A 12163-nucleotide genomic window follows, 5' to 3' on the forward strand; every position below is an offset into this window, starting at 1 on the left:
GTCGTCCCGCCGGTCAGCGCGGCAGCTGCTCGGCGACCTCGGTGGCCCAGTAGGTGATGACGCTGTCCGCGCCCGCCCGGCGGATCGCGGTCAGGCTCTCCCTGATCGCCCGCTCGCGCAGCAGCCAGCCCTGCGCCGCCGCGGCCTCGATCGCCGCGTACTCGCCCGACACCTGGTACGCGAACACCGGCACGTGGACGGTGTCGGCGACCTCGCGGACCACGTCGAGGTAGAGGCCGGCCGGCTTGACCATCACCATGTCGGCGCCCTCCTCGACGTCGAGCAGCACCTCGCGCAGCGCCTCGCGGCGGTTGGCGGGGTCCTGCTGGTGCGTGGAGCGGGCGCCCTTCAGCCGCGACTCGACGGCGTCGCGGAACGGGCCGTAGAAGGCCGAGTCGTACTTGGCGGCGTACGCCAGGATCGGCACCCGCTCGTGGCCGCAGCCGTCGAGCGCGGCCCTGATGGCGGCGACCTGGCCGTCCATCATCCCGCTCGGAGCCACCACGTGCGCGCCCGCGTCGGCCTGGGCCACGGCCACGTCGGCGTAGGCGAGCAGGGTGGCGTCGTTGTCGACGTCGCCGTCGGGGCCGAGCACGCCCACGTGGCCGTGCTCGGTGAACTCGTCCAGGTTGACGTCCCCGATCACCACGGTCGCGTCGCCGACCTCCTCGGCGACGTCGGCGAGCGCCTGCTGGGTGATGCCGTCGGGGTCCCAGGCGCCGCGGCCGTCGCGGTCCTTGACCTCGGGGATGCCGAAGATCAGCAGCCCCCCGACGCCCGCCTGGGCGGCGGCAGCGGCGGCCTTGCGCAGGCTGTCGCGGGTGTGCTGGACCTGGCCCGGCATGCAGGTGATGGGCCGGGGCTCCTTGATGCCCTCGCGGACGAACAGCGGTTGCACCAGCTCGGCCGGGTGCAGGCGGGTCTCGGCGACGAGGCCGCGCAGGGCGGGCGTGCGCCGCAGGCGGCGCGGACGGTCGACGGGGAAGCTCATGACGCCCCTTCCAGGGCCGCGCGGACCTGCGCCACCACGGACGTGTCGGCCAGCCGCAGCCAGTAGCCGGTGTTCGCGCGGGCCGTGATGTTCAGCGCGCGCAGCTCGCACAGGTGCTCGGCGGTCTTGATGGCCAGGCCGCCCGGGTCGATCACGGGCAGGCCGTGCAGCTCGGTGACGCCCAGGTGCACCAGGATGACGTTGGGGATGCCCTCGGCGGGGACCAGCCACTGCGCCCCCGCCTGCGCGGCGCGCCGGGCGGCCTCGCCGTAGGCGTCGAGCAGCGGTTCGAAGTCCCTGTTGAGGGCCTGTTCTACGAGCCGGGCGCTGCCCTCGACCACCTGGTACGAGGCCAGCTCGGCGCCCGCGGAGCGGATGTTGCCGATGATGGGTTCGACCAGGCCGGGGATGAACCCGAGGACGCCCAGCCGGTGCCGCTCCATCCGTGCCGCCTGCCAGACCGCGTCCCCGTACCCCACGACCGGGATGGCGACCTGTGAGCGGGCCACGGCGAGGCCGGGGTCCTGGCCGGCGCCGCTGATCCAGGCGTCGCAGCCGTCGCGTTCGGCCTCGACGGCGGTGCGCGCGAAGTAGTCGCCGAACATCAGGCCGATCTGCCCGTAGCCGACCAGATGCTCCGGCAGGGTGCTGCCGTAGGTGCCCGGCGGCAGCGTGTGCACCTCGACGTGGGTGCCAGGCCCTGAGACCTTGGCCAGGTGCTCGGCGTACAGCTTGTCCAGCAGCGCCGAACGGCCCTCGACGGTGTGTTTCTGGAACCAGATCCGCATGTCAGCTACGCCTCACCAGATGGGGGACGGTGTCGAGCATGGAAGCCTGTGCCAGGTAGGTGCGGGTGGCGTCCGGGTCGTCGGCGATGGCGCGCACTCCGGCCATGGCGGACGCCAGCCTGGCGCTGTTGCGGTCCTGCACGCCGGCGACGCGCGCCTCGCTGCGCGGGATCACCCGTTCGAGCAGGACGGTCCGCCGCCGCCAGGCCCACGAGTCGAGCGCGGCGGGAGGGGCGGAGCCGTCGAGCACGGCCGGGAGCAGCTGGCCGAGATCGACGGCGTCGTGGAGGCCGGCGTTCATGTTCAGCCCGCCGGCGGTGGAGGTCAGGTGCGCCGCGTCGCCGATGAACAGCACCCGGCCGTGCCTGAAGGACGACAGCACGCCCCTGGCCAGGCCGTACCTGTCGGCCCCGGTGACGCGGACCTGCTCGCCGGCCTCCGGCAGCGCCTTGCGCACCAGCGCGGCCACGTTGCCGGCCGAGAGCGGGTCGCGGGCGTCGATTGGGATCCTGAACACGATCCGCCAGTGGTCGCGCAGCCCCAGCAGGCTGCACGACTGCTCAATGTCGCGTACGTAGGTGAGCGGTGCCAGCTTGGGCAGGAACCGGTCCAGTGGCGAGTCGGTGAAGACGCGCAGCGCCTGGGTCGGGTACGAGGAGCGGGGGAACGGCAGCCTGAGCGAGCTGCGCACGGTGCTGTGCGCGCCGTCGGCCGCGATCACGTACTTGGCCCTGGCCCAGTTCCTGCCCAGCCGGATCCGGACGCCCGCGCCGGCCTCGGCCACCCCGTCGACCCGGGTGCCGAACCGCACCTGGGCGTGCGGGTAGGCCGACAGGGCCGACAGCAGCAGCGGAGTCAGCGACGACTGCTCGGCGTGCAGCCGGTACGGGTGCCTGGTCAGGCCGTCCAGGCAGTCCATCGGCAGTTCGGCGATGACGCCGCCCGCGCGGTCGCGCCACTGCATCCGGTCGACGACCCTGCCGCGTCCGACGAGCCGGGACGCGACGCCGAGGTCGTCCAGCAGGTCCAGCGTGGCGGGGTGGAAGGTGGAGGCGCGCGACTGCCTGGTCAGGCCGCTCTCGCGCTCCAGCACGGTGACCGGCGTCCCGCCCCTGGCCAGGGTGAGCGCCACCGTCAGCCCGACCGGGCCGGCGCCGACCACCACGACGCCGTTCACGAGTGCTGCCTCTGCGCGGCCCGGCGGTGCGGCACCCGGCTGAGCGTGAGCGGCTGCCCCGTCGCCTGCGACAGCGCCCACCAGGCGCTGCACAGGTTGGACGTCAGCAGGATCCGGTCGTTGCCCGTGCCGAGCGACCCCAGCGCGGGCAGCGTGGCCATGCCGGTGCCGCTGAAGAGCACCACCGCGTCGTGCGGCAGGTCGGCCTCCTCGACCTGGCGGACGAGCTCGGCCGGGGTGACGTCGTAGGGCGAGGTCCTGCCCTTCGCGAACACCGGCACCACCTTGGTGACGATCAGGCCGGCCTCCGCCCAGAACCGTTCGGCCAGCTCGGTCAGCCACGGCTGGTAGGGGGAGACGAGAATGAAGTCGTGCGTCCCGACGTGCTCGAACGCCTCCCAGGTCGCGAGCGTGGCGGAGGCGAACGGCACGCCGAACTCCTTGCTCAGCTCCTCGCACCGGTAGCGGTCCTGCTCGGGCCCGATCAGGTAGCGCGACCCGCTGCAGGCCATGACGAGCGCGTCGAGCCGCAGGCCGCCGAACGAGCGGATCATGTCGGGCAGGGTGGCGTTGTACATCTCCAGGCGTTCGGCCAGGGAGTAGCCGGGCCTTACCGGGAAGCGGCTGACGTGCATGTCGGCGCGGGATCCGAGCAGGCGTGCCAGCTCGGGCTCGGCCGCGGGATTGGCCGGCGGCACCAGGACGCCGACCCTGCCCCGGCTCATGACGTGCCCCGCTCGAGGCCGAACAGCTCGTACATGGCGTCGACGTAGTGGTCGCCGAGCGGGGAGCCCGCCGAGGTGGTGACGCGGACGATCGGCTCGTGCAGGAAGCCCTCGACCACGCGGTGGATCGAGCGCCTGACCTCGTCGCGGGAGCGCGCGTCGAGTTCGGGGGCGCGCGAGGCGAGCCGTTTCAGCTCGGCCTCGGCCACCGCGGCGGCCTTGCGCCGCAGCGCCAGCACGAGGGGCCCGCTGACCTGGTAGGGCAGGGTTATCGGAGGGGTGAGGATGGCGGTCATCAGCAGCCCGACCAAGCCGCGGCCCAGAAGGCCGCTTCCCGGCGCTCCCGCTCGTCGTCCGCCCCGCCCTGGGTGAGGACGAGCCGCACGTCGGCGCGTTCCACGCCGAAGACGTTCACCGCTGCCCCGATCACGGTGTCGGCGAACTCGCGCTGCCGCTCTTCGGCGACGTCCGCCGGTGAGTCGACCTTGATGGTGAGCATGGCTTGCCTCCGGGGGTCAGGACGCGCGGTCGAGCGCCTGGTCGATCACGGTGATTGCTTGTTCGGAGACCTGCTGGATGTGCCGCAGCAGGTGCAGGGTCTGCGCTGTCGCCGTCGCGCTCTCCGCCGCCTGGGCGGGCGCGATCTCGGTGGGCGGGGCGTCGCGCTGGTCGCCGAACGCGGGCGGCGGGACGGGCCCCGAGACAGGCCGCGTCCCGCGGCTGGGGGTGTCGTAGGGGCGGAGGTACGGCTTGCGGAGGGCGTCGGCGGCCATATGGGGTCACTCCTGTCAGCGCTGTTCGGCTGCTCGGGTGGTGGCGGCTGCTCGGGTGGCGGATACGCGGGTGGCGGATGACAAGTCGTGGACGTTGAAGCGGGCGAGTTCCTGCTCGGCCTCGCTGCGTACCTGGACGAAGCTGTCGCGCAGCTCGGCGAGGAGCCGACGGAGCACGATGAGCTCCGCCTCGGCCTCGCGCCGCGTGGGGCGGGCCGCCCGCCGGCGCGACGACGATCTGGCGACCCGCGTGAGGGCGACCACGGCCAGCACGACGGCGACCGCCAGGCAGGCCATCAGGACCGACGCGAAACCGGGCATCGGCCCGTCCACGATCGGCCGGTCGACCAGGACGGAGGCTCCTGCCACGCCGATCGCGCCGCCGAGCATCCTGGCGGTGTTGACGGCGCCCGCGGCGGCCGCGTACTGGCCGGGGTCCGCGGCCATCGTGCCGACCGTGAACGTGCCGGTGGACAGCGCGCCGAAGCCGGTGCCGAGCAGCAGCGCGCCGAGCAGGCACCAGAGGTTGGGGTACGGGTGCGCGAGGAGGAGCGCGCAGCCCCCGCCGAGCGTGAGGGCGCCCGCGTAGATGATCCCGTTCAGCCCGATGCGCCGGCTGGCCATCGCGGCCAGCGGGCTGGACACGACCATCGCGACGGAGATGGGGGTGAGCCAGAGGCCGAGGCTGACGCTGTCGAACCCGGACTCCTTCAGGTACAGCGGCCCGATCGAGAGCACCACGTACGAGGCCGCTCCGTACAGGCAGGACGCGCCACCGGCCCACAGGAAGCCGGGGCGGCGCCAGAGCCTTATGTCGATCGCGCCACCGGGGTTCTGCCACGAGGTCGCGAGCGCGCCGGCCAGCAGCAGGCCGGCGGCCAGCGCGCAGCCGATGGTGCGTGTGGACGTCCAGCCCCACACCTCGCCCTGCGAGATGGCGAGCACGGCGGCGGCGATCGCGCCCACCAGCAGGAGCGCGCCGAACAGGTCGGGCATGCGCCGTGTGGTGCCGCGTGAGCGGGGCAGCGCGGGGGTCAGCACCAGCAGCACCGCCGCCAGCGCCGTGCCGGGCAGGAACAGCCCGCGCCAGCCGTACTCCTCCACCAGCCACCCGCCGCCGCCCTGTAGGGCCAGCGCGCCGGCTCCAGAGGAGGCGCTCCACAGCGCGACGGCTCCGGCGCGCTTGTTCGGCGGCAGCTCGCCGAGCAGCAGCGCCAGCGAGGACGGGAACATCAGTGCCGCGCCGACTCCCTGCCCGAGCCGCCCGGCGAGCAGCATGGACCAGGTCGGGGCGGCGATGACGGTCGTCGCGCCCAGCCCGTACAGGGCCAGCCCGAGCGCCAGCACGCTGCGCCTGCCGAGCAGGTCGGCGAAGCGGCCCGCGGTGGCGAGCAGCGCGGCGACGGCCGCGAAGTTGATCGTGCTGACCCAGGTGATCTCCGCGAGCGGCAGCCCGGCGGCTATCGGGTCGCGGCCCAGCACCGGGATGGCCAGCGTGGTGGCCGTGCTGTCCGCCATGATCGCTATAACCGCGCCTGAGGCGATGAGCCGCAGGATGAAGTAGCGTCGTACCCTGTTCGGCGTTCGTGACGCCGGCCCCTGCGCGGGGCCCGCGACGTACGCTCGGATGGGTGTCAGCGTCATCGCGCCGACTCCGCGTAGCTCGGCGTCGCGGCGGCGGGCACGCCACCCGTCACGGTGGTGGTCAGCGGGCCGTCAGGTTGGTTGGGCACGCTCGCGGCGACCATCCGCTCGGTCAGGCCGGCGCGCGGCACGTCGGGGCTCGACCATGTGGGCTGGTCACCGCCCAGGACGGTCGCGGTGACCTGCGAGGCCAGCGCGAGGTGCTCGGCGCAGCGGCGGCCCACCTGGGTCTCCAGGCCGGCGATCTGCGCCAGTCTGAGCCGCATGGGTTCCAGGCTGGCGGTGCGGTTGAGCCCTTCGAGGTCGGCCAGCCTGGCGGGCCAGCGCAGCTCCCGCTCCAGGCGGCTGACGACTTCGGGGACGATCTCCTCGACCGGGTGCCCGTCCTCGCGTAACCGGTTGGCGGTGATGACCGCGGCGAGCGTCGTCCGGTCGTAGTCGGCGAGCCGCCCTGACAGCGCGGCGGCGAGCATCCGGGCGCGGTGGATCAGGCAGGCGGCGCTCCACCCGAGAACCATCAGGCGTTCCGCACCCGTCTCGGTGTGCCATCCGGCCAGCCGCAGTTCCCGCGCCATCCGGTGGTGGATGATCCATTGGTCGCGGGAGCTGTCGGTCCAGACCTGGACTCCGCCGAGCGGCAGGGTCGCCACGTGGACCTGTGCTCCCTCTGGCGCCGCGCGGACGCAGATGCGCTGGATGATCCGGTCCTGGGCTGGCGAGCGCGGGGTCCTGACGAACCACGAGATGCCATGGGGATCGATGGGCACGTGCGGCCACCCCCTTGCCGGCGGCTTCGCAGAACCGGTCCGGCTGTTAAGTGTCAGTTACCACATCCGGTCCGATGGTGGCCGTTACTCCTCCTTTGTGTCAACTGTCAGTTTCCATATGGTAGGTAACGCAGGTAGGCCCCCACGGACAGGCGACGAGGATCACGGCTTCGTCTACTCTGGAGGCGCTCACGGCAGCAGGAGGCTACGAGTGGCGAATTTCGCCGAGCGACTCGATCTCGCGCTGAACAAGCGCGGATTCTCTGGCGCTCAGGTGGCGGCCGCGCTCACCGCGGCCGGCATCCCCATCACCCGGGCCTATGTCAGCCAGCTCCGCACCGGAAAGCAGACCAATCCGACCCTCGGCGTCCTGCGCGCCCTGGCCGAATGCCTCCAGGTGAGCGTGGGGTGGCTGGTGGGCGAGGACTTCCTCGAGTCGGGCACGGTCGACGATCTGCAGGTGCGGGCGGCCGCGATCGGGCTGTCGGCCTCCGGCCTCTCCGAGGGGTCGCTGACCGTGCTGCGCGGAGTGATCGAGATCGCCCGGCAGGCCGAGGGCCTGTCGGAACACCCCAGGTCAGCCCTGGAGATCCCGCAGGCGGCGGTCCTGCTGACGGGTTCGCAGCGCGAGGCGCTCGGTGAGCGGCTGCGTGCCCTTCGGCTGTCCGTCCGCATGACACCGGAGGAGGTCGAGAGCGCCCTGGGCAGGGGAGTGGCCGCCGTCGAAGCAGTCGAGGACGGCAGGATCGCCCCCGCGCCCGCAACTGTGGAGCGCCTGCTGAGCCTGTACGGCGTGACCACGACCCCGGCCCGCGAGTACGTCATGTCGCTGGCCCGCGGCGAGCGCGAGCCCGCCTGGTACGACCGGAGTTCGGTGCCCGTGTGGCTGGCGACCACCGCGGCGCTGGAGCAGCGTGCCTCGCTGATCCGGACGTACCACACGCAGTTCGTCCCGCCGCTGTTGCAGACCGAGGAGTACGCAAGAGCCGCGATCTCCGTGGCCGGCCTGGACTATCTGGGCCAGACGACGGCCGACGCGGCGGTGGAGATCGTCCTGGCCCGCCAGCGACTGGTGTACGCCGACGAAGGTCCCGTTGTGTGGGCGGTGATCGACGAAGGTGTCCTCCTGCGCTCGATAGCGGAGCCGCACGTGCTCCTCGGCCAGCTCGACGCATTGATCAGCCAGGCGAAACGTCCGAACGTCTCGCTGCACGTCGTCCCCATGGAGGAGCCTGCCTACCTGCCCCGCACGGGCCCGTTCACGCTCTGGCGCTTCGCCGAGGCGTTCGAGCCCGACATCGCCTGTTCGCACGCCATCGACTCGGAGGTGCTGATCACCGACCCGGGCTCCGTGGAGGCCTACCACCAGGCGTTCACCAAGCTGTCGGTCACCACCACCACCCGCGACGAGACCCTGGACCTGCTCCACGCGCACCGTGAAAGGATCGCGCACGGCTTCGGCGGATTCTCGTCAGACTTGTCCGGTAAAAATGGAAATAGATATTTCCCGAATTACTAGCGCTTCATGTGTTGTCAAGCATGGTCCTTTGGATCATATTGACTCTGGTCATCAGTGGGGTTGAGAGACCAGCTTTCCCGTTACGACTTTTGGCGAGGGGAAAGGGGCAACACTCAGTGCGTCAGCGTGCCATCCGAAACCTGGCCAATCTCGACACCACTCAGGCGCGAATCACCCGGATTCTCGACGCAGCCGCGGGAGGAAAGAACCACTTCGTAGCCGATCGCGATGCGATGCGGCGCTACGACTTGGCGGCCCCCATCACCACCGCCGCCGCGCAGGCCGTCCTGCGCTACCTGGCTCGCGTGGTCCGCCATCTGGTTGCCGACGGCGTTGACCAGTTCATGATCATTGGCAGTGGAGTGCCCAGCGGGCTGCCCCCGGGGCGCCAGCTCCACGACGTGGCCCGGGACATGCCCGGCACCCCCGCCGTCCGCATGGTGTACGTGGAGAGCGACCCCTTGGTCCTGGTGAACGCCCAGGCCACCATCGAGCCCGTCAACGACCTGGTCCGCGTGGTCGAGGGGGACGTGCGCGAGATCGACGGCGTGCTCGCCGACAGGGTCGTGACGACGTTCATCGACTGGGACAGGCCCCTGGCCGTGCTGCTGGTGTCGACCCACAGCCTCAACGACGACGAGCAGGCCCGCTATGTGATCAAACGGCTGCGCCAGGTCGTACCGGAGAGAAGCTACCTGGCACTGCTGCAGACCACCTTCGACGGCGTCCCGCCGGAGTTGCTGCCCGCCATCAGGGACCTGCTCGCGATGACGCTGCCAGGTCACGCCATCCGCACCAAGGAACAGGTCGAGGACCTACTGGACGGGCTCGACCTGCTGGAACCCGGCCTGGTCTGGGTGCCGTGCTGGCGCCCCGACGCCGGCGAACCGTCGTCGCAGCCCGCCTCGTCGGGCAACTACGGCGCAGTGGCCCGGCTCCCTTGACGACGGCCGCAGCGCCGCCGTTCACTGGGCAGCCGTCCACAGGGCCGCGCGGTCACGCTCCGGTGCTCGCCACAGGAGGCTCGGCCGGTTCGCCGGCCGAGCACCAGCGTCAGTCCCACGGCGTCAGTCCCACCAGAAGGACCAGGCGTGCCCGCCGAGGATCTGCTCCGCGTAACCCTGGAGGTCACCGGGGCCCTGCACGACGTTGTCGGGGCAGAACGTCCAGTGCTCGGCCGCCACGTGCAGCGCGTGCTCCGGCTCGACGGGCGGCGCGGCCACGCTCAGTTCCAGCGTGTTGAAGCCGACGGACACCACCCGCGCCCCGAACCGGTCCTCCCAGCTCCGCACCACGGCCGCCATCGGCACCATCCACTCGTTGTGGTGCAGCGCGCCCTGCCAGCCCATCACGGCCAGCGCGTCGGCGCCCCGGTGCGCGGCGACCAGGCCGAGCGGCATGCCCCTGCCCGACAGTTGCCCCGCGTACCAGTCGGCGACCGCCCCCGGATCGGCCGCCAGCCTTCCCGGCGGGGCCAGACCAGGGCAGATCGCGCCGAACGGGTCCAGCTCGGCGATCGCGTCCGGAGGCATCTGGGCCACCCACTCCTGCCACACCTCGGCCATGAACCCCTCGGCGGTGAAGTGGTCGATCTGACGCGCCTCGTCAGGCACGATCTGCCCGACCGACCACGGCTGCGCCGACTCGTCCAGTAACACCGGCCACAGGCCGCTGCGCGGGTGCGCGGCGCGGAAGCGGGCCCACTCGCCGTCGGCCGCGGGGGAGTCGCTCATCCAGAACGCGGGCCTGGCCGCCTCGCCCTGCAGCGTGTAGCCGGGATCCGGCCACACCATGTCGCCTTCGGGCAGGCCGATCGACAGGGTGCGCCCCATGCCGCCGTCGGCGAACAGCTGGCACAGCACGCGCGGCAGCTGATGATCCTTCATGCCCTACCGTTCCGATGCCGAATCCCGTCTCGGAGATGGTAGTGCCGCCGATCGCTTCAGGACTTTTGTCCCACGCCATAGCGGACGCATGAACCTTCCTGAGTCAGGGGCCGGTTCGAGACGGTTGGGGCATGAGAACACTACTGACCGCGGCCGTGCTGCTCGCGGGGAGCGTGACCCCTTCACAACCTGCCGCCGACCCCGCGGTCGTCAGGACGGACGCGGGCGCCGTCCGTGGCGAGGTGACCGGGGCGTACCGCGTCTTCCAGGGCATCCGTTACGCCACCGCCGCCCGGTGGGACGCGCCGCACCCCGTCGAGGCGTGGCAGGGCGTCCGGGACGCCACGAAACCGGGCGCGATGTGCCCGCAGGTCGGCTCCGACTACGCGCCGACCCACAGCGAGAACGAGGACTGCCTGTACCTCAACGTCACCACCCCGGCGAGAGAGGCGGCCAAACGGCCGGTCGCCAAGCGGCCGGTCATGGTGTGGATCCACGGCGACGGCGCGGTGGGGGCCGGCCACTTCTCCGACGCGCGGAAGCTGGCCGCCAAGGGCACGGTGGTCGTGACGATCAACTACCGGCTCGGGGTCTTCGGCGGATTCGGCTATCCGGGCCTGCGCAATTCGGGCACGTTCGGCCTGCAGGACCAGCAGGAGGCGCTGCGCTGGGTCAGGCGCAACGCGGCGGCCTTCGGCGGCGACCCGGACAACGTGACCGTCTTCGGCGTCTCCTTCGGCGCGATGGCCATCGGCGGGCAGCTCACCTCGCCCGGCGCGCGAGGGCTGTTCCAGCGGGCGATCATGCAGAGCGGCGAGGCCATGATGGACATGCCCGCCAACAGCATGGTGCCGGGCGTCCCGGCCTCCCCGTCGTTCGCCTGGCTGCCCGAGGCCGACGTGGCCGCCAGGGGACGGCAGTACGCGCAGCAGCTCGGCTGCTCGGACCTGGCGTGCCTGCGGGCGCTGCCGGTGAAGAAGATCCTCGCGGTGCCGTACATCATGAACGTCTTCCAGGTCTACGCGTACGGCAACGAGGTGCTGCCGTCGTCGCCGGCCGAGGCGCTGCGCAACGGACGCTTCCACCGGGTGCCGGTGCTGGCGGGGGCGACCAGGGACGAGCACCGCTTGTTCGTCGGGATGAACTATGACGTGCAGGGCAAGTCGCCGGACTACCCGAAGCTCGTACGGGAGGCGTTCGGCGACAAAGCCGACCAGATTCTCAGAGAATATCCGGAAAAGCGGTATAAGTCGCCTAGCCTGGCCTGGGCCGCCGTGCTGACCGACCGCATGTGGGCCCGCGGCACCCACGAGCAGAACACGCTGCTGGCCAGGCACGTCCCGGTCTACGGCTACGAGTTCGCCGACAGGAGGGCGCCGATGTTCCTGCCGCTGGAGGCCGACTTCGACTGGGGCGCCTACCACGCCGCCGACCTGCCGTACCTGTTCGCGGACCCCAAGGCGCGCTTCACCCCGGCGCAGGAGGAGCTGTCGGACCGGATCACCACCTACTGGGCCGCGTTCGCCAGGACCGGAGACCCCAACACGTCCGGGCTGCCCGCCTGGCCGCGGGTCGGCAGGGGCACGCTGTCGCTGGCGCCCCGCGCGATCAGGACCGTCGACTACGCCGCCGAACACCGCCTGGCGTTCTGGAACTAACGTGTCCCCATGACCATCCGCGTGCTGATCGCCGAGGACCAGGGCATGATGCGCGACGCGCTGGCGCTGCTGCTCGGCCTGGAGGACGACCTGGAGGTCGTCGCCCAGGTGCCGTCGGGCGAGGAGATCCTGCCCGCCGCCGAGCGGCACCGGCCCGACGTGGCGCTGCTCGACATCGAACTGCCCGGCCGCACCGGCCTCGACGTGCTGCCCGACCTGCGCGCCGCGCTGCCGG

At 71.8% G+C, this 12163-nt stretch carries 14 protein-coding genes; 4 read left to right on the top strand and 10 right to left on the bottom strand.

Features of this window, described 5'->3' with window-relative positions; translation table 11 throughout:
- Positions 1-13: 13 nt before the first annotated feature.
- The 9 genes from hemB to ABZ297_RS21015 all read right to left on the bottom strand — a co-directional run bounded on the left by hemB (position 14) and on the right by ABZ297_RS21015 (position 6865).
- Complete coding sequence (gene hemB, locus ABZ297_RS20975; protein ID WP_355348467.1) at positions 14-991, bottom strand: porphobilinogen synthase; 978 nt, start codon at positions 989-991, stop codon at positions 14-16.
- A complete protein-coding gene (locus ABZ297_RS20980) occupies positions 988-1779 on the bottom strand; it encodes an aspartate/glutamate racemase family protein (RefSeq protein ID WP_355348470.1) in 792 nt (263 codons plus the stop codon). The genes hemB and ABZ297_RS20980 overlap by 4 nt, the downstream gene beginning before the upstream one ends.
- 1 nt (position 1780) lies before the next feature.
- On the bottom strand, positions 1781-2956 hold the full coding sequence (locus ABZ297_RS20985; RefSeq protein ID WP_355348473.1) for an FAD-dependent monooxygenase: 1176 nt from the start codon (positions 2954-2956) through the stop codon (positions 1781-1783).
- Positions 2953-3681: a hypothetical protein gene (locus tag ABZ297_RS20990; RefSeq protein ID WP_355348476.1), complete on the bottom strand. Its 729-nt coding sequence runs from the start codon at positions 3679-3681 to the stop codon at positions 2953-2955. The genes ABZ297_RS20985 and ABZ297_RS20990 overlap by 4 nt, the downstream gene beginning before the upstream one ends.
- Positions 3678-3977 carry a hypothetical protein gene (locus ABZ297_RS20995; RefSeq protein ID WP_355348479.1) on the bottom strand — a complete coding sequence of 100 codons (300 nt, stop codon included), beginning with the start codon at positions 3975-3977 and terminating at the stop codon, positions 3678-3680. The genes ABZ297_RS20990 and ABZ297_RS20995 overlap by 4 nt, the downstream gene beginning before the upstream one ends.
- Positions 3977-4180 carry a hypothetical protein gene (locus ABZ297_RS21000; RefSeq protein ID WP_355348482.1) on the bottom strand — a complete coding sequence of 68 codons (204 nt, stop codon included), beginning with the start codon at positions 4178-4180 and terminating at the stop codon, positions 3977-3979. Before ABZ297_RS21000 ends, ABZ297_RS20995 begins: the two co-directional genes overlap by 1 nt.
- A 16-nt stretch (positions 4181-4196) precedes the next feature.
- The gene (locus tag ABZ297_RS21005) at positions 4197-4454 is read right to left on the bottom strand and encodes a hypothetical protein (protein ID WP_355348485.1); all 258 of its coding nucleotides are present in this window, start codon (positions 4452-4454) and stop codon (positions 4197-4199) included.
- A gap of 15 nt (positions 4455-4469) precedes the next feature.
- Positions 4470-5972: an MFS transporter gene (locus ABZ297_RS21010; RefSeq protein WP_355348488.1), complete on the bottom strand. Its 1503-nt coding sequence runs from the start codon at positions 5970-5972 to the stop codon at positions 4470-4472.
- A gap of 122 nt (positions 5973-6094) precedes the next feature.
- Positions 6095-6865: a hypothetical protein gene (locus ABZ297_RS21015; protein ID WP_355348491.1), complete on the bottom strand. Its 771-nt coding sequence runs from the start codon at positions 6863-6865 to the stop codon at positions 6095-6097.
- A gap of 211 nt (positions 6866-7076) precedes the next feature.
- On the opposite strand from ABZ297_RS21015, the gene ABZ297_RS21020 reads away from it, so the two are divergent.
- Together ABZ297_RS21020 and ABZ297_RS21025 are read left to right on the top strand one after the other, a co-directional pair.
- On the top strand, positions 7077-8384 hold the full coding sequence (locus tag ABZ297_RS21020; RefSeq protein WP_355348494.1) for a Scr1 family TA system antitoxin-like transcriptional regulator: 1308 nt from the start codon (positions 7077-7079) through the stop codon (positions 8382-8384).
- A gap of 20 nt (positions 8385-8404) precedes the next feature.
- Positions 8405-9328: an SAM-dependent methyltransferase gene (locus ABZ297_RS21025; RefSeq protein ID WP_355348509.1), complete on the top strand. Its 924-nt coding sequence runs from the start codon at positions 8405-8407 to the stop codon at positions 9326-9328.
- A 123-nt stretch (positions 9329-9451) separates the two neighbouring features.
- Here the strand turns inward: ABZ297_RS21025 and ABZ297_RS21030 are convergent, their stop codons facing one another.
- Positions 9452-10270 carry a DUF4253 domain-containing protein gene (locus tag ABZ297_RS21030; protein ID WP_355348497.1) on the bottom strand — a complete coding sequence of 273 codons (819 nt, stop codon included), beginning with the start codon at positions 10268-10270 and terminating at the stop codon, positions 9452-9454.
- Positions 10271-10401: 131 nt separating this feature from the next.
- Here ABZ297_RS21030 and ABZ297_RS21035 point away from each other — a divergent pair, with 131 nt between their 5' ends.
- Positions 10402-11928: a carboxylesterase family protein gene (locus ABZ297_RS21035; RefSeq protein ID WP_355348500.1), complete on the top strand. Its 1527-nt coding sequence runs from the start codon at positions 10402-10404 to the stop codon at positions 11926-11928.
- Between the two features lie 9 nt (positions 11929-11937).
- On the top strand, positions 11938-12163 hold a 226-nt coding region (locus ABZ297_RS21040; RefSeq protein WP_355348503.1), incomplete at its 3' end, for a response regulator.

The sequence above is a fragment of the Nonomuraea sp. NPDC005983 genome (genome assembly GCF_040614375.1).
Taxonomy (GTDB): Bacteria; Actinomycetota; Actinomycetes; order Streptosporangiales; family Streptosporangiaceae; genus Nonomuraea.